General features: G+C 58.7%; 20 protein-coding genes. 14 read left to right on the forward strand and 6 right to left on the reverse strand.

The window, feature by feature from the left end; genetic code table 11:
• The first annotated feature begins 30 nt into the window (after positions 1-30).
• The 8 genes from B0B09_RS01040 to glmM all read left to right on the forward strand — a co-directional run bounded on the left by B0B09_RS01040 (position 31) and on the right by glmM (position 10,653).
• Entirely contained in the window at positions 31-951 is a 921-nt protein-coding gene (locus tag B0B09_RS01040; protein WP_055293299.1) for a glycine--tRNA ligase subunit alpha, read from the forward strand.
• A gap of 23 nt (positions 952-974) precedes the next feature.
• Positions 975-1,472: a DUF6446 family protein gene (locus B0B09_RS01045; protein ID WP_076657997.1), complete on the forward strand. Its 498-nt coding sequence runs from the start codon at positions 975-977 to the stop codon at positions 1,470-1,472.
• Entirely contained in the window at positions 1,472-3,796 is a 2,325-nt protein-coding gene (gene glyS, locus B0B09_RS01050; RefSeq protein ID WP_076657998.1) for a glycine--tRNA ligase subunit beta, read from the forward strand. The genes B0B09_RS01045 and glyS overlap by 1 nt, the downstream gene beginning before the upstream one ends.
• Before the next feature lie 79 nt (positions 3,797-3,875).
• Positions 3,876-6,431: a putative PEP-binding protein gene (locus B0B09_RS01055; protein ID WP_076657999.1), complete on the forward strand. Its 2,556-nt coding sequence runs from the start codon at positions 3,876-3,878 to the stop codon at positions 6,429-6,431.
• A 188-nt stretch (positions 6,432-6,619) separates the two neighbouring features.
• Positions 6,620-7,288, forward strand: a complete 669-nt coding sequence (locus tag B0B09_RS01060; RefSeq protein ID WP_055292118.1) for a cell wall hydrolase — start codon at positions 6,620-6,622, stop codon at positions 7,286-7,288.
• 94 nt (positions 7,289-7,382) lie between these two features.
• Positions 7,383-8,303, forward strand: a complete 921-nt coding sequence (locus B0B09_RS01065) for a dihydroneopterin aldolase (protein ID WP_076658000.1) — start codon at positions 7,383-7,385, stop codon at positions 8,301-8,303.
• Complete coding sequence (gene folP / locus B0B09_RS01070; RefSeq protein ID WP_076658001.1) at positions 8,300-9,313, forward strand: dihydropteroate synthase; 1,014 nt, start codon at positions 8,300-8,302, stop codon at positions 9,311-9,313. The genes B0B09_RS01065 and folP overlap by 4 nt, the downstream gene beginning before the upstream one ends.
• Positions 9,310-10,653 (forward strand): phosphoglucosamine mutase, encoded by a 1,344-nt coding sequence (gene glmM, locus B0B09_RS01075; RefSeq protein ID WP_076659719.1) that lies wholly within the window; start codon positions 9,310-9,312, stop codon positions 10,651-10,653. The genes folP and glmM overlap by 4 nt, the downstream gene beginning before the upstream one ends.
• Here glmM and B0B09_RS01080 read toward each other — a convergent pair.
• From B0B09_RS01080 to B0B09_RS01090, 3 genes are read right to left on the reverse strand one after another with little or no spacing between them, the layout of a single operon-like run.
• Positions 10,650-11,549: a DMT family transporter gene (locus B0B09_RS01080; protein ID WP_076658002.1), complete on the reverse strand. Its 900-nt coding sequence runs from the start codon at positions 11,547-11,549 to the stop codon at positions 10,650-10,652. The two genes, glmM and B0B09_RS01080, sit on opposite strands and share 4 nt — an antisense overlap.
• Positions 11,546-11,908, reverse strand: coding sequence for an antibiotic biosynthesis monooxygenase family protein (locus B0B09_RS01085; RefSeq protein ID WP_076658003.1), 363 nt, complete (start codon positions 11,906-11,908; stop codon positions 11,546-11,548). The genes B0B09_RS01080 and B0B09_RS01085 overlap by 4 nt, the downstream gene beginning before the upstream one ends.
• The gene (locus B0B09_RS01090) at positions 11,905-12,228 is read right to left on the reverse strand and encodes an NIPSNAP family protein (protein WP_076658004.1); all 324 of its coding nucleotides are present in this window, start codon (positions 12,226-12,228) and stop codon (positions 11,905-11,907) included. Before B0B09_RS01090 ends, B0B09_RS01085 begins: the two co-directional genes overlap by 4 nt.
• A 79-nt stretch (positions 12,229-12,307) precedes the next feature.
• Between B0B09_RS01090 and B0B09_RS18185 the strand changes: the two genes are divergently transcribed.
• Positions 12,308-12,739 (forward strand): ArsR/SmtB family transcription factor, encoded by a 432-nt coding sequence (locus B0B09_RS18185; RefSeq protein WP_311135444.1) that lies wholly within the window; start codon positions 12,308-12,310, stop codon positions 12,737-12,739.
• Positions 12,736-12,987 carry a hypothetical protein gene (locus B0B09_RS18190; protein ID WP_311135445.1) on the forward strand — a complete coding sequence of 84 codons (252 nt, stop codon included), beginning with the start codon at positions 12,736-12,738 and terminating at the stop codon, positions 12,985-12,987. Before B0B09_RS18185 ends, B0B09_RS18190 begins: the two co-directional genes overlap by 4 nt.
• Positions 12,988-13,054: 67 nt before the next feature.
• Here B0B09_RS18190 and ilvC read toward each other — a convergent pair whose 3' ends face one another.
• A complete protein-coding gene (gene ilvC / locus B0B09_RS01100) occupies positions 13,055-14,077 on the reverse strand; it encodes a ketol-acid reductoisomerase (RefSeq protein ID WP_055292133.1) in 1,023 nt (340 codons plus the stop codon).
• A 130-nt stretch (positions 14,078-14,207) separates the two neighbouring features.
• On the opposite strand from ilvC, the gene B0B09_RS01105 reads away from it, so the two are divergent.
• From B0B09_RS01105 to B0B09_RS01115, 3 genes are all read left to right on the forward strand, one after another.
• Positions 14,208-14,663 (forward strand): Lrp/AsnC family transcriptional regulator, encoded by a 456-nt coding sequence (locus tag B0B09_RS01105; protein ID WP_076659720.1) that lies wholly within the window; start codon positions 14,208-14,210, stop codon positions 14,661-14,663.
• A complete protein-coding gene (locus B0B09_RS01110) occupies positions 14,660-15,112 on the forward strand; it encodes an Lrp/AsnC family transcriptional regulator (RefSeq protein ID WP_076658006.1) in 453 nt (150 codons plus the stop codon). The genes B0B09_RS01105 and B0B09_RS01110 overlap by 4 nt, the downstream gene beginning before the upstream one ends.
• Before the next feature lie 66 nt (positions 15,113-15,178).
• Positions 15,179-16,306, forward strand: a complete 1,128-nt coding sequence (locus B0B09_RS01115) for an aminotransferase class V-fold PLP-dependent enzyme (protein ID WP_076658007.1) — start codon at positions 15,179-15,181, stop codon at positions 16,304-16,306.
• Here B0B09_RS01115 and B0B09_RS01120 read toward each other — a convergent pair.
• Positions 16,303-17,493 carry a UbiH/UbiF family hydroxylase gene (locus tag B0B09_RS01120; protein ID WP_076658008.1) on the reverse strand — a complete coding sequence of 397 codons (1,191 nt, stop codon included), beginning with the start codon at positions 17,491-17,493 and terminating at the stop codon, positions 16,303-16,305. The two genes, B0B09_RS01115 and B0B09_RS01120, sit on opposite strands and share 4 nt — an antisense overlap.
• Before the next feature lie 38 nt (positions 17,494-17,531).
• Positions 17,532-18,179, reverse strand: a complete 648-nt coding sequence (locus B0B09_RS01125; protein ID WP_076658009.1) for a pyrimidine 5'-nucleotidase — start codon at positions 18,177-18,179, stop codon at positions 17,532-17,534.
• A gap of 101 nt (positions 18,180-18,280) precedes the next feature.
• On the opposite strand from B0B09_RS01125, the gene B0B09_RS01130 reads away from it, so the two are divergent.
• Entirely contained in the window at positions 18,281-18,934 is a 654-nt protein-coding gene (locus B0B09_RS01130; protein ID WP_055292145.1) for a GntR family transcriptional regulator, read from the forward strand.
• Positions 18,935-18,953 lie beyond the last annotated feature (19 nt).

Consider the following 18,953-nt stretch of genomic DNA (forward strand, 5'->3'; position numbering starts at 1 on the left):
GAGCGCACAACGCACTTGAAGGGTCTTGAGATGGCAGACAAACCACGCAGTTTTCAGGAAATCATCCTGCGGCTTCAGACATATTGGGCCAGCAAAGGCTGTGCGATCCTGCAACCCTACGACATGGAAGTGGGGGCGGGCACATTCCACCCTGCCACAACCCTGCGCGCGCTGGGCAGCAAGCCTTGGGCAGCAGCCTATGTTCAGCCTTGCCGGCGGCCAACCGATGGACGCTATGGCGAGAACCCGAACCGTTTGCAGCACTATTACCAGTATCAGGTGCTGATGAAGCCATCGCCCCCCGACATGCAGGACCTCTATCTAGGATCGCTCGAAGCGATCGGGATCGATGCATCCGCGCATGACATCCGCTTTGTCGAGGATGACTGGGAAAGCCCTACGTTGGGTGCATGGGGCCTCGGCTGGGAAGTCTGGTGTGACGGCATGGAAGTCAGCCAGTTCACTTACTTTCAGCAAGTCGGCGGACATGACTGCAAACCGGTCTCGGGTGAGTTGACCTACGGGTTGGAGCGTTTGGCGATCTATATCCTTGGCGTCGATCACGTGATGGAAATGCCCTTCAACGATCCACAAACGCCGATCCCGCTGACCTATGGCGATATCTTCAAGCAGACCGAACAGGAATACTCGCGCTGGAACTTTGATATCGCGGACACCGCGGTACTGTTGCAGCATTTCGTTGATGCTGAGGCCGAGTGCCAGCGCATCCTTGATGCCCCCGCGACGGACCCCAAGACGGGGCACAAAATCATCATGGCGCACCCCGCCTATGACCAGTGCATCAAGGCAAGCCATGTGTTTAACCTGCTTGACGCGCGGGGCGTGATTTCGGTCACCGAACGGCAGGCCTATATTGGACGGGTCCGGGCGCTGGCCAAGGCCTGCGCCGACGCCTTTGTGCAAACCGAAGCAGGCGGGGCGGCGGCGTGATAGCGAGGGTTTTCATTGTGGGCATGCTTCTGGCGGCGGCTGTGCTTGGCGGTGTGCTCTACTACCAGCAGGTCTATGCCTATTATGATGAGGTGCAGGCCGGTGATGACGCCGTGCGCCTGACCTCTGTCAGCACCGGTGAGGCCGAACCGATTGTCGTGCAGAACTTCCAGGGCATCGACGCAATCAGCAGCCCGCTGCGCTACCGGGCCTGCTTTGAAACGACGCTCAGCCAAGCCATGCTGACCGAAACGTTTGAAATCGTTGATAACGCCGAACCCCGCGTGGCACCTCGTTGGTTCGATTGTTTTGACGCAGCCCAGATCGGGGCAGACCTGCGCACCGATGCCATTGCCTTTATGGGTGTTGAAAACATCGTATACGGGATCGACCGGATCGTTGCCATTTACCCCGACGGGCGGGGTTATGCGTGGCACCAGATCAATGAATGTGGCGAAGTTGTTTTTGACGGCAACCGCCCCCCCGAAGACTGCCCCCCAATTCCAGAAAGCACCGAGTGATGCCTGATCTTCTGATTGAACTCTTCTCCGAGGAAATCCCCGCGCGGATGCAAACCCGCGCCGCCGAGGACCTGCGCAAACTGGTGACCGACGGTCTGGTCGAGGCGGGGCTGACCTATGCGGGTGCTGCTGCCTTTTCGACGCCGCGCCGCTTGGCGTTGTCGATTGAGGGGCTGACGGCCGAGAGCAAGGCAGTGCGCGAAGAGCGCAAGGGGCCCAAAGTGGGTGCGCCGGACCAAGCGATTGAGGGGTTCTTGCGCGGGGCAGGTGTTGCGCGCGAAGACCTTGAAGTACGCGACGACAAAAAGGGTCAGGTCTATTTTGCGGTGATTGAAAAACCGGGGCGGATGGCGGCGGATATCATCGCTGAAGTGCTGGAACAGACAGTGCGCAATTTCCCTTGGCCCAAGTCGATGCGCTGGGGTGATGGCCCGTTGAAATGGGTGCGCCCGCTGCACTCCATCCTGTGTATCCTCAGCGATGAAGCAGGGGCAGAGGTCGTGCCGCTGGACGTTGACGGCATCACATCGGGCAACACGACGCGCGGCCACCGTTTCCTTGCGCCGGATATTTTTTCTGTCACGAGTTTCGATGATTACGAGGCGAAGTTGAAGCGCGCCAAAGTCGTCTTGCGTGCCGATGAACGGGCCGAGGCGATCTGGCATGACGCCACCCATCAGGCTTTTGCGTTGGGGCTTGAGGTGGTCGAAGACCGTGGTCTGCTGGCCGAGGTTGCGGGGCTGGTCGAATGGCCTGTGGTCCTGCTGGGCCGGATTGATGACGCCTTCCTTGGTCTGCCGCCCGAGGTGCTGCAAACCTCGATGAAAGAGCACCAGAAATTCTTTTCCGTGCGCAACCCCAAGACGGGCCGGATCGAGCGTTTCGTGACCGTCGCGAACATGGAAACCGCCGATCAGGGCGCGACTATTCTGGCGGGCAACCAAAAGGTGCTGTCGGCGCGTCTGGCGGATGCGAAATTCTTCTGGGAAAACGACCTGCGTGTCGCCAAGGCTGGCATGCAGCCGTGGCTGGACAGCCTGTCCAACGTCACCTTCCACAACAAACTGGGCAGCCAGAAAGACCGCATTGACCGCATCGCGGCGCTGGCGCGCTGGATTGCGCCAAGCATGGGTGCTGATCCTGCACTGGCAGAGCAGGCGGCACGCGTCGCCAAGGCCGATCTGTCGTCCGAAATGGTTTATGAATTCCCTGAACTGCAGGGGCTGATGGGGCGGTATTATGCGGCCGAGGCAGGCCTGCCAGCCGAGGTTGCTGCGGCCTGCGAAGAACACTACTCCCCTCTGGGGCCTTCGGACGATGTGCCGACTGCGCCGGTATCCGTGGCCGTGGCACTGGCCGACAAGATCGACACGCTGACCGGGTTCTGGGCGATTGACGAGAAACCGACAGGGAGCAAAGACCCGTTTGCGCTGCGCAGAGCGGCGCTGGGGGTTATTCGGTTGATTTTGCAGAATAATCTGAAAATCGACCTGCCAACTTCGATCGGAAACGGTGTTATACGATGCCTCATTTCACAGATAGCGAGGACTATTGTATTCGGCTTAGACAAAAGCGACCCTAAGAAGGAGGGTTTCGTTTGGGAGCCGAAAGACCTGAGAGAGTTTTTGTCTAGTGGTGGGAAAGGATTTACAGCACTTTCGAAAGAGTTAAACGAATTCTTTGAAGGTTATGATGTTGCTATCCCAGTTAATGCGCCAATTCATGTTGAGGGCACAGTCATCGCCGAAAATTCATCAGGAATAGATGCTTACAGATTCTTTGGACCGGCTGATGTCGTGCCTGACCTCCTCTCGTTCTTCCACGACCGCCTCAAGGTTTTCCTCAAAGACAAAGGTATCCGTCACGATATCATCGACGCTTGCATCGTGATGCCGGGCAATGATGATCTGACGCTGCTGGTCAAACGGGCCGAGGCGTTGGCCGCAACCCTTGCCACCGATGACGGTGAAAACCTGATCCAGGGCTTCAAGCGTGCCAACAACATCCTGACACAGGCCGAGGAAAAGGACGGGGTGGAATATTCCTATGGCGCGGACATCAAATTTGCCGAGGATGACGCCGAAAAGGCGCTTTTCGCGGCCCTTGATGCTGCAGATGCAAAAATCGCGCCCGCGATGAAGGCGGAGGATTTCAGCACCGCAATGACTGCTATGGCGGCACTGCGCGCGCCGATTGATGCTTTTTTCACCGATGTTCAAGTGAACGCCGACAGCGAAATCTTGCGCCGCAATCGCCTTAACCTTTTGTCCCGCATCAGGAATATCTGCCTCAGCGTCGCGGATTTGACGAAAATCGAAGGCTAGACACAAAATATGTAAACTTATGTGTACAGCGCGCCAGATTTCCTTCTATGCTGCAACTGAACAATAGATCGGTGCCGCAGTGCAGCAACAGTCAACATATGGGCCATTGACGCTTATCACGCCAACTGCGGCCATGAAGGCCTCGGTCCATGGCGGGCGTGCGAAATGCCTGCAACGGTTGGTGCGTCTGGATATGCCGGTGCCGGTGACGGTCGCGCTGTCGTTTGATGCGGTTCATGCTGCGGCGATCGGCAATCTGCCCAATATGGACACCTTGCTGACCCCGTTTGGCGATGCGCCGCTGCTGTCTGTGCGCCCGTCCAGTCAGGACCCCGATTGGGGTGGCCCCAGCGCGATCCTGAATGTCGGCATGAATGATGCCCGCCTTGCGGAACTGACACAGTGGATCGGGGCCGAAGCGGCGACGAAACTCTACCTGCGTTTTGTGCAGTCCTACGCGATCCATGTGGCGCGTCTTGATCCTGATGAATTCTACCTGCCCGATGTGGCCGATGCCGCCAGTCTGAAAACCATGCTCGACACATTCGAGTTTGAAACGGATGCACCGTTCCCGCAGGACCCCGCTGTGCAATTGGCCGAAGTGCTGCGGTCAATGGCGCGTGCATGGGACGGGACCACCGCGCGTTTGCTGCGGCAGGCCAAGGGGGCGCCGGCGAATGCGGGTCTCGGGCTCGTCGTGCAGGCGATGGCCTTGGGGACAGGGCAGGGCGAATGTGGTCAGGGTGTGATGCAGTTTGTGGATTCCACATCCGGCGCGCCAAAGATTATTGGCCGCTACCTCAGCGCCAGCAGAAGCGACGCCTATGATCTTGGCCCCGATGCCGAGGGCGCGCTTTATCTGACGCGTGACGCGCGCGGTCCGGCACTTGAGGATATCTGCCCCGATCAATACGCCCAGCTTGTTTCATACGGCGATATCTGCCGCCGCCGCCTGCGCGAAGAGATGGAAATCAAATTCACGCTGCAAGACGGTGTGCTGCAGATTTTGGATGCCGTGCGCGTCCAGCGCAGTTCACGCGCGTCGGTGCGGATCGCCGTGGCCTTGGCCGAAGATGGTGTGATTCCCCGCGAAGAGGCGATCATGCGCGTGCAGCCGTCAGCCCTGTCAGAGCTGTTACACAGGCAGGTTGATCCGGATGCAAAACGTGACGTGATCGTCGGCGGGATCGCTGCAAGCCCTGGTGCGGCTACGGGCCGGATAGTGCTGACCGCGCACGAGGCACAAGCCAGTGCCGCGCGCGGCGAGGCCTGCGTTCTGGTGCGGCGCGAAACCACGCCAGAGGACATTCGCGGCATGCACGCGGCCAGCGCCGTTTTGACAATGCGGGGCGGGGTCACCAGCCATGCCGCTGTGATCGGGCGGGGGATCGGTTTGCCCTGCGTTGTGGGGGCGTCTGACCTGACGATCGACCGCAAGAATGGCGTGATTACGGCCCCCGACGGGCGGCGGTTCAAGGCGGGCGACATCATTACGGTGGATGGCAGCCGTGGTCAGGTTCTGGCCGGTGAGCCGCCAATGCTGGAGGCCGCCCTTGATGGCGCGTTCCAGACCTTGCTGGAATGGGCTGACGATTTCCGCGATATCGGGGTGCGCGCCAATGCCGACACGCCCGCCGATGCGCAAACCGCCCGCAACTTTGCCGCCGAGGGTATCGGGCTGTGCAGGACCGAGCATATGTTCTTTGAAGGCGACCGTCTTGGCGTCATGCGCGAGATGATCTTTGCCGAAGAGAGTGACGACCGCAAAGAGGTGCTCGACCGGCTTTTGCCGATGCAGCGCGCCGATTTTCAGGCCCTCTTCGAGATCATGGAAGGCAAGAACGTTTGCGTGCGCCTTTTCGATCCTCCGCTGCATGAATTCCTGCCCTCGGATAAAGCGGGCATGCGTGATCTGGCCGAACAGGTGGCCTTGCCGCTGCCGGATGTGATTGAGCGGATCGATGCGCTAGCAGAGTATAATCCGATGCTGGGGATGCGGGGCGTGCGTCTGGGAATCGCTATTCCCGAGATCTACGACATGCAGACCCGTGCCATTTTTGAAGCTTTGGTGGCTGTCGGGAAGAAAGGCATCTCGATCAACGTCGAGATCATGATCCCGCTTGTCAGTGCCATGCGCGAAGTCGAGCTGCAAAAGGCGCGGATCAACGGGGTGGCAAATGCTGTCAGGGCAAAAAGCAAAGCGAATTTCAGCTATCGGCTCGGCGTCATGGTTGAGACCCCGCGTGCGGCACTGCGCGCACAGGATATTGTCGAGCATGCCGAATTTTTATCCTTTGGTACCAATGACCTGACCCAGATGACTTATGGTTTGTCGCGCGATGATGCGGGCCGCTTCATGTCGTCTTACGTGCAGCAGGGTGTTTATGTCGAAGACCCGTTCCATACGCTGGATATCGAAGGTGTGGGTGAATTGATTTCTATCGGCGCGGCGCGTGGCCGGTTGGGCCGCAGCGATGTTGTCTTGTCGCTTTGCGGTGAGCATGGGGGCGATCGCTCGGCTATTGCATTCTGTCGTGCCCAGCAGTTTGATTATATTTCCTGCTCTCCGTTCCGGGTGCCGGTGGCACGTCTTACAGCGGCGCAGCTTGCTTTAGCTGATAAGGTGTCACTGTAATACAACGCTACATTTAGTGGTTATTTTTCAGTTAACGACTGTATTTTGTGGTATTGAGGTCGCACTCTCTGCGTAATCTTGCCGGTTTTTAAACAAGCCGGCCCGAGGGGTAGACCTAAGCCCCTCTTTCCCCTAAAGACGGCCCCGCTGGCGCGGAGCTAACCCGCGAAGTTTCCTGGGTGGGAAGAATGACTGTATTGAAGGCGATTATCGCCGCAAGTTTTGCGGCAATTATTTCTGTTGGGCCAACATCAGCCTTTGCAGATGAAGTGATGGCAAGCCGTTTGGAAGCCATCTTGGGTCAAGAACGTCAGGCTTTATCGGTCGTGCCTGACAGCCGTTTGAGCATGTTGACCAGTCTGCCGCCTGCACAAGAGCGTGGCGTCGAGACACAGACCGGATTGGTCTATGATCGTGATTATCTTGCCGAGTTGCCTGCCGCAGATGGCGGATCAGAATGGCAATGTCTGGCAGAAGCTCTCTACTTCGAAGCACGTGGCGAATCTGTCCGCGGTATGTTTGCCGTTGGAGAAGTCATCATGAACCGCGTTGACAGCAGTGCCTATCCGGATTCGCTTTGCGCCGTGATTAATCAGGGTACAGGCCGCCGTTACGCTTGCCAATTTACCTACACCTGCGACGGCAAACCCGAAGTGATTGCCGAGCCCCGTTCATGGGAGCGTGTTGGTAAGGTTGCGCGCATGTTGATTGATGGTGCACCGCGCGCATTGACCGGCGGTGCGACACACTACCATACCAAAGCCGTCAGCCCGTCGTGGGCACAGCGTTTTCCGCGCACGGCTTCTATCGGGTTCCACTACTTCTATCGCCAGCCTGTGCGCACGGCATCAATGTAAGTCGCATGATTGCGGACGAGCGTCGCGCCTGACGCTTGCCGCACCGCGTCGGCCCTTGTATCCCACACGGGTAACTTGACGTGTTGGACGCCCCATGACTGATGATATCCGCCTTGCCTTTGCCCATCCAAGCGAGAGGGCAGAGGCCAGCAGCAGCATTCCTTATGATCGCATTTCACTCCGCGACTATGTGGTCGAGGTCGAGATTGGTGCGTTTCAACAAGAGCGCGGAACGTTGCAGCGCGTCCGGTTCAATGTTGTGGTTGAAGTCCTGCCGCTCAGCGGGCCTATTGATGACGATGTCGACCGTATCTTGTCCTACGACAAAGTCACCGAAGCGATCAGCAGCGAGCTGGAAGCAGAGCGGATCAATCTGCTTGAAACGCTCGCCGCGCGTGTGGCTGAACGTATCTTGCTTGAGCCGCAGGCAGAACGTGTCTTCGTGCGGATCGAGAAACTGGACCGTGGTCCGTTCTCGCTCGGGGTCGAGATTGTCCGTGCGCGCGATGGTACTGATTTAGGCGGCCAGACCCACGTGGCGGCCCCGCATCCGCGCATTGTCTATTTATCGAATGCCGCGATCGAAAGCCCGGAGATAGGCGACTGGATTGACCAGTTGGCGGTCATGGATGCGCCGCTCATCCTTTGCGTCGGACCTGCTGACGTGGCCGCACCGCAGGCGGATAATGCACTTGCCCAACGCCGGATTGATCTGCTGGCGATCGAACAAAATGCATGGAGTTTGGCCGCGCGCGACCGCCGCTGCATGGTTGTCAATTCGCGGACGGAACTGGATTGGGCGATGAAGAACGGCCAGATCTGTATCTGGGCACCCTCCAAGATCGTTCTCGATGCGGTTGACGGTCCCTCGGCCAGTCCGCGCGATGCTGTGGCCCTTGTGGCGTGGTTCGCGAAAGAAATGCAGGCCAAGGAATTGCTGGTCATCGGCCAGCCTGCGCCGCAAACGGATATTCCCGTGCGTGCTGTTCCAGAAGAGATATCTGACTTGTCATGACCCAATATCATCGCCCTATTGCGCGCTTTGGTGAAACGCCGACATCCCAAAGCTTTCCACTGGCGGGTGGTCTGTGCTGGTTTGATACTGTCGCGTTGCACACGCGCGGCGGCGGTGTCCGCTGCATTCCTGCGGGCGATGTGCCTGCAGAGGTGCTGGATCACTTGACGCGCGCGCGCTCGCCCGTTGCAGGTATGGACATGTCTGGCCCGCGGATCATGGGTATTTTGAATGTCACTCCGGATAGTTTTTCCGATGGCGGGCAATTCAATGCGCCCGACCTTGCACTGGCACATGCGCAGGCAATGCAAGAAGAGGGCGCCGAGATCATCGATGTGGGCGGTGAAAGCACACGTCCGGGCGCGGCCGAGGTGCAGATTGCCGAGGAAATCGCGCGGACAGCCCCTGTGATTGCAGCCATTCGTGCGCAGAGCAATGTGCCGATCTCGATTGATACACGCAAATCCGATGTGGGATTGGCGGCAGTGGAGGCGGGTGCGACCCTGATCAATGATGTGGCGGCCTTTACCTTTGATCCGAAATTGGCCGCGGTCGCAGCCGAAGCCAGAGTTCCGGTTTGTGTCATGCACGCCAAAGGGTCGCCCGAGACGATGCAGAACGATCCCAGCTATGATGATGTGCTGCTCGATGTCTATGACTTCCTCAGTGCGCGGATTGATGCGGCCGTGGCCGCAGGCATTGCACGCGATCAAATCATTGTTGACCCCGGGATCGGGTTTGGCAAAACGCTCGAACACAACCTGACCCTCCTGCGCGGTATCGCGCTTTTCCACGCGCTTGGCTGTCCGGTACTGCTGGGTGCCTCACGCAAGCGGTTCATCGGCACAATCGGTGGCGGCAAGGAGGCAACGGACCGCGTGAGCGGATCTGTGGCGGTCGCTCTTTTTGCCGCAAGGCAGGGCGTGCAAATCTTGCGGGTTCACGATATCTTCGCAACAAAGCAAGCATTAGACTTGGAATGGGCAATTGGCGGGGCAGCAATAACATGACACGGAAACTCTTTGGCACGGATGGTGTGCGCGGCAAGGCAAATACCTTTCCCATGACCGCAGAAATGGCGCTTAAGATTGGTGCCGCTGCCGGCCGCTATTTCCGCAATGACGGGTCGAACGGGCACCGCGTTGTGATTGGCAAGGACACGCGGTTGTCGGGTTATATGTTTGAAAATGCATTGACCGCCGGTCTGACCAGCACGGGAATGAACGTACTTCTTTTGGGGCCTGTGCCGACACCGGCTGTTGGTCTTTTGACAACGTCGATGCGCGCTGATCTGGGCATTATGATTTCCGCAAGCCACAACCCGCATCATGACAACGGGATCAAATTCTTCGGTCCTGACGGTTTCAAGCTCTCGGATGAGGCTGAGGCCGAGATTGAAGCGATTATCAGCGGGTCGGTTGAGCCGGTGAAGGCGCAGAATATCGGACGCGCCAAGCGGATCGACGATGGCCGTTTCCGCTATGCCGAGCGGATCAAATCGACCTTTCCTTCAGGCATGCGGCTTGATGGTCTGAAGGTTGTGATTGACTGTGCGAATGGTGCCGCCTACCGCGTTGCCCCCGAGGTACTATGGGAGCTTGGCGCGACGGTTATTCCTGTGGGTGTTGATCCCAACGGGTACAATATCAACGAAGGCTGCGGTTCGACCAACACCGCGGCGGCGGCTGCGAAAGTGGTGTCTGAGGGCGCACATGTCGGCATTTGTCTTGATGGCGATGCGGACCGTGTAATGATCCTGGATGAGAACGGCGAAGTTGCCGATGGTGACCAACTGATGGCGCTGATGGCAGGCCGCTGGGCGGATCAAGAGCGCCTGAACGGCGGGACACTGGTTGCAACCGTGATGTCCAATCTGGGGCTTGAGCGGTATCTGGATGGGCGCGGATTGCGCCTTGAACGCACCGCTGTCGGTGACCGCTATGTGGTTGAGGCGATGCGCGCGAATGGCTGGAACCTTGGCGGCGAACAATCTGGCCATATCGTAATGACCGATTACGCGACGACCGGTGATGGTCTTTTGGCAGGGCTGCAATTTCTGGCGGCCATGGTCGAGACAGGCAAGCCCGCCAGCGCGCTGACCAAGAGCTTTGAAACTGTGCCCCAAATGCTCAAGAACGTGCGCTACGCGGCAGGGCAGGACCCACTGGGCGCCGCGCTTGTGCAGAAGTCCATTGCGGATGCCGAGGCCAAGCTGCAGGGCAAGGGTCGGCTCTTGATCCGCAAGTCGGGCACAGAGCCGTTGATCCGTGTGATGGCGGAATGCGAAGATGATACGCTCTTGGCACAGGTCGTGGACGGTATCGTGGCCGAGGTCGAGGCTGCGGTCTAGCGCAGCAAGAGCCTTTTGAGGTTGTTGCCCTGACTGACCACAAGACCCAGCATGATCAGCCCGAGAGCCACGAAGAAGCGCAGTGGCAGCACTTCGTTCAGAACCAACGCGCCAAAGATCATCGACCAAAGGGGCACCTGATAATTCACAAGCGTCATGAAAATTGCGCCCGCTGACCGGATCGTTGCAACGCGGATCAGCGCGGCCAATGCCGTTGGAATGAACCCCAACACAATAATCGCGATTGTCGGGCGTGCGTCGCCCATTGTGGGCACGCCCTCAAAGATGAGCATCGCGGGGATCAAAGCGACTGAGCCCACTGTCAGCAAAAGGGCAGCCATGGTGAGCGGGTCAATCGGCGGGCAGCGGCGTGTCATCACGCTGGACACCGCATAGGACATTGAGGCCGCGACACAGGCGATTTGTCCCAGTGGCTCCCACCCTGTCCCGATCCGCAGAACCCCGGGGCCAATCAAGACAGCGGCCCCGATAAACCCCATGATGACGCCTAATGTACTGCGCAGGCTCATCCTTTCGTCGGTCAGAAAGTGGGCCAGTGGCAAAACAAATAGCGGTAGCGCCGCCATGGAAATACCGGCAAAAGCCGAAGGCACATACTGCTGGCCCCAACAGAGCAGCGCAAAGGGGACAGCGGTATTGAACAGGCCGATGGCGATTAAATAGCGGATCATCACAGGGGTAAAAATCGGCAAGGAGCGGTTTAACAGTCGCATGAACACCAGCAATGTCACCGCGCCCAACGTCGTGCGGGCGCAGGCGACTGTCAGCGGGCCATAGCCTTCCAGCGCGATAGCCACGACCATAAAGGTCGCGCCCCAGATCAGGCCAAGGGCTGCAATCGAAAGCCAGTTTGCCAGTGTCGGTTGATGTGTCATTGGTCTTGTGGCCTCAGCCCGTGATGCAGCCTGCTGTCTTTGGGCGCTTCGATGCGATCATGCAACCCGTAGTCCCGCGAAACCTCGGCGATGCGTAGGCGGTAGTCAAGGAATATGCCATGGCGGCCAGCGGATTGCGTGTTGCGGTGATGGCGCGTGTTGCGCCAGGTGGAGATGGCATTCTCATCTGTAAAAAACGACAGCGACAGAAGTTTTTGCGGGTCCGACAGGCTCTGAAACCGCTCAACCGAAATGAAACCGGGGTGGTCATCCAGCAGCGGACGCAGCTTGGCTGCGTGCGCGAGGTAAGTATCCATCTGGCCCGGTGCCGGGGTGACTTCGAAGATCACGGCAATCACGGGCGCACCCCATGCGGGGCGGAGGCGAGCTTTAGAAAGGTACGGTCTTCGCTGCGGATGAATTCTTCTCGCATGGCGAATTCGTAATTTTCTTTGCCCAGCGGATCAGCTGCCAGCCGCGCGCGGTAAGCCTCATATGCGGCGAGTGAGGGGATGTTGTAGATGCCATAGGCCAAGGTGGACGATCCTTCATGCGGCGCGAAATAGCCGATCAGATCAGCGCCACTGCGGGGAATGGCTTGCCCCCAGTTGCGCGCATAGGTTTCAAACTGGGCCTTCTTGGTCGGGTCAATGTCATAGCGAATGATGCAGGTCAGCATGGTATCAGGTCCTTTCGTTTTGTGACTGCGCGATACTTAGCGGCTTGGCGGATAGGCATGCTTCGGCTACGATCGAAGTATGAAAGAAGGTCCTGATATCGCCCGTATTGCCGCGCTGATTGGCGATCCTGCCCGCGCCAACATGCTGACGGCGCTCATGACCGGCAAAGCGCTGACCGCGACTGAACTGGCGGCTGAGGCCGGTGTGACGCTGCAGACCGCCAGCGGACATCTGGCCAAGCTACTGGACGGGCAATTGGTGCAGGTGCGCAAACAGGGGCGACACAAGTATTTCGCGCTGGCTCACGCAGATGTGGGGGCAGCGCTGGAGGCCTTGATGGGGCTGGCTGCGGGGCAGGGCGCGCTGCCACGCGGACCGGCCCGAAGGATGCGCAATTGCGGCAGGCGCGGGTCTGCTACAACCATCTGGCAGGGCAGAAGGGTGTGCAAATGTTTCAGAGCATGCTGGCGCGCGGTCTTTTGTGTGAAGACGGGGAGGCGCTCGGGTTGACAGCGCAGGGCGAGGTGTTTGTCGCCGGTTTTGGCGTGGATCTGCACGGGCTGTCCGCGGCGCGCGCACCACTTTGCCGGTCTTGCCTTGACTGGAGCGAGCGGCGCACGCATCTGGCCGGTTCTCTTGGCCGTGCAATGCTGTCGGAAATGGAAAAGCTGCGTTGGGTGCGCCGCGACAAGGACAGCCGGGCGCTGATTTTCAGCCCGCGCGGCACGCAGGCTTTCAAGGCGGCCTTTCCCGACTAAAAAAGGGCACCCACGGATGTGGATGCCCTCTGAAAGCGGGTGGATCGAGATCCACCTTACATGTCGATCAGTTTTTCGCTTTATCGACCATCTTGCCTGCAGAAATCCAAGGCATCATCGCGCGCAGTTTCTCACCGACCTGCTCGATCTGGTGTTCGTCGTTGATGCGGCGTGTTGCCTTGAAGTAAGGCTGGCCCACGGCGTTTTCCTGCATGAAGTCACGCACGAATTTACCGGTCTGGATGTCGGTCAGCACGTCTTTCATACGCTGCTTGGTTTCGGCGTATGGCAGGATGCGCGGACCGGAGACATATTCCCCATACTCGGCTGTGTTCGAGATGGAGTAGTTCATGTTGGCAATACCGCCTTCGTAGATCAGGTCCACGATCAGCTTGGTTTCGTGCAGGCATTCGAAGTAGGCCATTTCGGGCTCATAGCCAGCCTCGACCAGTGTCTCAAAGCCCATGCGGATCAGCTCGACGATGCCGCCACACAGAACAGCCTGTTCGCCGAACAGGTCGGTTTCGCATTCCTGACGGAAGTTTGTTTCGATGATGCCGGAGCGCCCGCCACCGATGGCCGAGCAATAAGACAGGCCGATTTCCATCGCCTTGCCGGATGCATCGCGGTCAACCGCCACAAGGCAGGGCACGCCGCCGCCTTTGGTGTATTCGCCGCGCACCGTGTGACCGGGGCCTTTGGGTGCCATCATGATCACGTCGACGCCTTCTTTGGGCTCGATCAGGCCGAAGTGTACGTTCAACCCGTGGGCAAAGGCGATTGCAGACCCTTCTTTCAGGTTGTCGTGCACATATTTCTTATATGTTTCGGCCTGCAATTCGTCGGGCATTGTGAACATGATCAGATCACACCATGCGGCAGCTTCTGCGATGCCCATTACCTTCAGGCCTTCGCCTTCGGCTTTGGCCGCAGAAGGCGAGCCTTCGCGCAGGGCCACAACAAGGTTTTTCGCGCCGCTGTCGCGCAGGTTCAGCGCGTGGGCGTGGCCTTGTGAGCCGTAGCCCAGAATGGCAACTTTTTTGTCTTTGATCAGGTTCACATCGCAATCGCGATCGTAATAAACGCGCATAGTCGTCATCCTTTGTTTGATTTCTGGGGTGGGTATAACGGATCTTTCGCCTGAAAGTAGTGTTGCTCTTTGAGTATTTTTGGCAAGATGATGATTGTTATGCGTCATATAATTCATTAACGTGATTTTTATGCTTGATGATATTGACCGCCGCATTCTGCGCCTCTTGCAGGCCGACCCCGCGACCGCGATGCCGGAACTGGCCGAGGCGACGGGGCTGACACCCGCGCGCGCGACGCGGCGCGTGGATCGTTTGCGCGCGGACCGGATCATTCAGGGCAGCCATGCCATCATTCATTGGCCCGCCTTGGGCTATGCTGTTTCCGTCAGTTTGCGTATTACGCTTGATAAAGCTGTCGCGCGCGCCTTTGACGAGTTTATTTCTGCTGCACGGGCGGTGCCGGAAGTCATCGAAATCCAGACCTTTCTGGGGCGTGTCGATGTGCGCCTTTCGTTGATCGCCAGAGACCTATCGGATTATCAGCGCATATACCGTGAAGACGTTCTGACCTTGCCACATATCGCCGACATTGAGGCGCTGATGACAGTCGCATCGGTGAAGTCTGACGAAAGCCTGCCACTATGACGCTGGATGATCTCGACCTTGCGATCCTGCGCGCGCTTTCGGCCAATGCGGATCAATCCACGACACAACTGGGGCAGAAACTTGGGCTCAGCCAGCCTGCCACGTGGCGGCGGATCCGTCGCTTGGAAGAGGCCGGGGTAATCGCAGGGCGCAGGCTTGTGCTGGACGCCGAAAAACTGGGGTTCGGCGTGACGGTATTTCTGGGCGTCAAACTGGCCACCAAGGGGCGTGTGAGCCTTGAGGATTTTGAGCGCGCGGTGGGGGCCATTCCCGAAGTGCAGACAGTGGATCACGTGCTCGGGCTCTATGATTACCGTTTGCGCGTCGTGGCCCGCGATCTGGCCGATTTCGAACGTGTCCTGCGCCGCCGTATCATGACCATGCCGGGGGTCGGGAACGTCGAGGCCAATGTGCTTTTGTCAGAGGAACGCAGGCCGGGGCCGATTTAGGCAGGCGCTGCTTGCTTTGTACCGGTTCTGCACATAGCCATACGGATAAGCAGCAAGGAGATGGCAATGGACAACGCAATTTCAGGGGTCGACCCGGACGGTTTGATGGAGTTTTCGGTGGTCTTTACCGACCGGTCACTCAACCACATGTCAAAGGTCTTTCAGGGCGTGATGACCGATATCTCGGACATGCTCTGCGAGGTCTACAATGCTGATAGCGTGGCCATTGTGCCGGGCGGCGGTACCTACGCAATGGAGGCCGTGGCGCGCCAGTTCGGCGCCGATGCCCATGCCTTTGTGGTCCGCAACGGATGGTTTTCCTATCGCTGGAGCCAGATCTTTGAAGCGGGCAAATTTACAGCCAAAACAACCGTCATGAAGGCACGCCAGGCAGGCAACGACACGCGCGCGCCATTTGCTCCGGCACCGATTGAAGATGTCACAGCTGCGATCAGGGATGCGCGACCCGATGTTGTCTTCGCGCCGCATGTGGAAACCTCTGCCGGAATCATCCTGCCGGACGACTATATCAAAGCCCTTGCCGATGCGGCCCATGACGTGGGTGCGCTCATGGTTCTGGATTGCATCGCTTCGGGGTGTGCGTGGGTGGATATGAAAGCGACCGGCGTTGATGTGCTGATCTCGGCACCGCAAAAGGGCTGGTCTTCGACACCCTCGGCCGGACTGGTCATGATGTCAGAACGCGCCGTCGTGCGCCTTGCAGAAACAACATCAAATTCATTCACCGTGGACCTGAAAAAATGGCACAGCATCATGCAGGCCTACCTCAATGGTGGTCACGCTTATCACGCCACGATGCCGACCGATGGCTTGCGGGCTTTCCGTGATACAATGCTCGAAACCCGTGAATTCGGTTTTGACAAACTCAAAGAGGCGCAATGGGCCCTGGGCGATGCTGTGCGCAAGGTGCTGGCGGATAAAGGTATCAGATCGGTTGCTGCCGAAGGGTTCGGCGCACCGGGGGTTGTGGTCAGCTATACGGATGATCCGGCGATCCAGAACGGGTCGAAATTTGCCGCCGAAGGCATGCAAATCGCAGCCGGTGTGCCGCTGCAATGTGACGAGCCGGACGATTTCCGCACCTTCCGTCTGGGTCTTTTCGGGCTGGACAAGCTTTATGATGTGGACGCCACGCTGGCGCGTCTGGTGCCTGTGCTGGACAAGGTGCTTTAGCGCGCACCGAGGCCCATCTGCATCAGAGTCTGCCGGACGGGCGCAACACCATACAGTGCCTCGATCCCTTTGGCGCGAAGCGACTGCAGCATCGGGCTTCCGGCAATTGATGCGCGGTTCAGCGCGTCAATGCCGGTGACGCGCAATTTGATGTCAGGGTGGCGTTTGCGCGCATAGGTATCAAGCATCGCAGGTGCGCCCAGTTTGTCGGGTGCCGCCGCCGCGAGATCAAGCAGGCAGGACAGGTCACGCAAAGACATGTTGAGGCCCTGTGCGCCAATCGGTGGCATCACATGCGCTGCTTCGGCGACCAACGCGGTGCGGGGCGCTGTCAGGTGATCCGCGATCTGGCTTATGATGGGCCAAAGTGTCCGCTTGCTGGCAAGCTTGAGTGGCCCGTAAAGATAAGCGGAGCGGTCGTTCGCAGCAGCCTCGAACGCCGTTTCGGGCAGTGCATGCAGACGGTTTGCCTCGGCGCCACCTTCCATCCACACTACAGCAGAGCAGGGCTTGCCATCATGATCTGGCAAGGGCACCAGCGTGAATGGCCCGCCGGAGCGGTGGATTTCTGTCGAGACATTGTCGTGCGGCGCATCATGGGTGACGGCAAAGGTCAGTGCCTTTTGCCCGTACCGCATTGTTTTCACGCCAATTCCTGCGCTTTCGCGTACGGCTGATCCGCGCCCGTCGGCCCCGATGACAAGTTTCGCGGAAAGCTGGCTGTTATCCGAGAGCGTCACCAGCGCTTCATGACTGCGCGCCACCATGCGGGCAAAGCCGACACCTGCGCGGAAATCGACATTCGGCAGCTCAGTCAGCCGCGCAACCATTTCGCGCCGCAAAAGCCAGTTCGGCAGGTTCCAACCGAAGGGTTGGTCGGAGATATCGGCGGCGTTGAAATCGCGGGTGACATGGGCGTCGGTCCCGATATCGACGATCCGCATGACCTGAAGCGGCGCAGCAAAGGGGGCGAGCCGCGTCCATAGTCCTGCGGCCTCGAGAAACTGCTGGGCGGGCTGCAAAAATGCGGTTGTTCGCAGATCGGACCCTTCCGCATCGCTTGTGGTCACGGGGGGCGTGGGGTCAACGATTGTCACGTCAAAGCCAGCCGTGCCAAAAGCCGCCGCTGCGGTCAGGCCTGCCACACCGCCACCACTGATCACGATATCTGTTGTTTTGCGTTCCATGTGCCTGACATAGGCCGCTTGGCCGCGCCCTGAAAGGGCTAGCGCGTCAGCTGCGACAAGAAATCCGTCAGATGATCGGTGTGATGGTGGATATGGGGGGCTGGAAGGGGCGTTTCATGCACATGCACCGTCCGCATGCCCAAGGCATGAGGCACCGCCAGATTGCGGGCTTCGTCCTCGAACATGGCGGATTTTGTCGGGGTCAGCCCGTCTTTTGCAAACACACGCGAAAAGGCGTCCTGCCCCGGTTTCGCTTTAAAATCTGCGTGCTCGACGCCGTAGACAGCATCAAATTGACGTGTCAGGCCACGCGCGGCGAGAACACGTTTGGCATGGTTTTCTGATCCGTTGGTAAAGACAATTTTCCGCCCCGGCAGTGCGGCAATCGCAGAGGCCAGCACCCCGTCTTCTTCGAGATGAGAAATGTCGATGTCATGCACATCAGCAAGAAAATGATGCGGATCAACATCGTGGTGTTCAATCAAGCCAAGCAAGGTTGAACCATAGTCGTTCCAGTATTGCTTGCACAGCTCCAGTGCACGCGCCTGATCGCGCCCCGTCAATCGTGCGACATAAGCCGCAAAACGCGCGTCCATCTGACCGAAAAGATCAGCGGACGGCGGATAAAGTGTATTGTCGAGATCGAAGACCCATGTGTCTACATGCTGAAAGTGCTTGGCTACCATAGGCGCACAGTATGATGGTCCACAGCGCGCTTCAATCGCTTTGGCTTGATTGCAGGGCGGGCAGGGGCATATGGTGAAACAGTTACGAAAGGTCCGACCCGATGCAAGATACCCGCGCGTCTCAGAAAGACGCATACGCCCTGATCCTCGAAGCGATCGACAGCCACATCTACAAGCCGGGTGACCGCCTTGTGGAAAGCGAATTGGCCGAACGGTTTGGCGTATCGCGCACTCCGATCCGCGAAGCGCTGCAGCGGCTCGAGACGCAATCGCTGCTGACGCGGGACGGACGCTCGCTGATTGTGGCGTCGCTGGATCATTCGCAACTGTCCGAGCTTTATGTCGTGCGCGGTGAACTGGAGGGGCTTGCCGCCCGTCTTGCGGCCCGCCATGCGGCCCCGGAAGAGGTGAAGGTGCTGCGCGATATGCTCGAGGCCGATCAGAAACTGGTCGGTGATCCAAAGGCCATGAGCCGCGCGAACCGCCGCTTTCACAAGCAAATCCACCTTGCCTCGCATAACCGTTTTCTGGTGCAGCAACTGGATTTGGTGCATCGGTCCATGGCGCTATTGGCGACGACGTCTATTGCGGCTGAAGGGCGGGGGGCCGAGACGCTGCGCGAACATGCAGCCATCGTCAAAGCGATCGAGAATGGTGATGGCGATGCGGCCTATAAAGCGCTGCGTGACCATATTTCACAGGCCTTTGTCACGCGCCTGAAACTGGATGCAGAGGCGGTAGAAGCTGCAGAATAACCCCAAACTGCAGCCCGCA

The sequence above is a fragment of the Yoonia rosea genome (genome assembly GCF_900156505.1).
In the GTDB taxonomy this organism is placed as follows: Bacteria; Pseudomonadota; Alphaproteobacteria; order Rhodobacterales; family Rhodobacteraceae; genus Yoonia; species Yoonia rosea.

Excerpts from the sequence above, each read along its gene's own strand:
- B0B09_RS01040 (WP_055293299.1), top strand. The coding sequence starts at position 31 with ATGGCAGACAAACCACGCAGTTTTCAGGAAATCATCCTGCGGCTTCAG.
- glyS (WP_076657998.1), top strand. The coding sequence starts at position 1,472 with ATGCCTGATCTTCTGATTGAACTCTTCTCCGAGGAAATCCCCGCGCGG.
- B0B09_RS01120 (WP_076658008.1), bottom strand. The coding sequence starts at position 17,493 with ATGGAACGCAAAACAACAGATATCGTGATCAGTGGTGGCGGTGTGGCA.
- B0B09_RS01080 (WP_076658002.1), bottom strand. The coding sequence starts at position 11,549 with ATGACACATCAACCGACACTGGCAAACTGGCTTTCGATTGCAGCCCTT.
- B0B09_RS01105 (WP_076659720.1), top strand. The coding sequence starts at position 14,208 with ATGCTTGATGATATTGACCGCCGCATTCTGCGCCTCTTGCAGGCCGAC.
- B0B09_RS01045 (WP_076657997.1), top strand. The coding sequence starts at position 975 with ATGCTTCTGGCGGCGGCTGTGCTTGGCGGTGTGCTCTACTACCAGCAG.
- B0B09_RS01060 (WP_055292118.1), top strand. The coding sequence starts at position 6,620 with ATGACTGTATTGAAGGCGATTATCGCCGCAAGTTTTGCGGCAATTATT.
- folP (WP_076658001.1), top strand. The coding sequence starts at position 8,300 with ATGACCCAATATCATCGCCCTATTGCGCGCTTTGGTGAAACGCCGACA.
- B0B09_RS01090 (WP_076658004.1), bottom strand. The coding sequence starts at position 12,228 with ATGCTGACCTGCATCATTCGCTATGACATTGACCCGACCAAGAAGGCC.
- ilvC (WP_055292133.1), bottom strand. The coding sequence starts at position 14,077 with ATGCGCGTTTATTACGATCGCGATTGCGATGTGAACCTGATCAAAGAC.
- B0B09_RS01110 (WP_076658006.1), top strand. The coding sequence starts at position 14,660 with ATGACGCTGGATGATCTCGACCTTGCGATCCTGCGCGCGCTTTCGGCC.
- glmM (WP_076659719.1), top strand. The coding sequence starts at position 9,310 with ATGACACGGAAACTCTTTGGCACGGATGGTGTGCGCGGCAAGGCAAAT.
- B0B09_RS18185 (WP_311135444.1), top strand. The coding sequence starts at position 12,308 with ATGAAAGAAGGTCCTGATATCGCCCGTATTGCCGCGCTGATTGGCGAT.
- B0B09_RS01065 (WP_076658000.1), top strand. The coding sequence starts at position 7,383 with ATGACTGATGATATCCGCCTTGCCTTTGCCCATCCAAGCGAGAGGGCA.
- B0B09_RS01130 (WP_055292145.1), top strand. The coding sequence starts at position 18,281 with ATGCAAGATACCCGCGCGTCTCAGAAAGACGCATACGCCCTGATCCTC.
- B0B09_RS01115 (WP_076658007.1), top strand. The coding sequence starts at position 15,179 with ATGGACAACGCAATTTCAGGGGTCGACCCGGACGGTTTGATGGAGTTT.
- B0B09_RS01125 (WP_076658009.1), bottom strand. The coding sequence starts at position 18,179 with ATGGTAGCCAAGCACTTTCAGCATGTAGACACATGGGTCTTCGATCTC.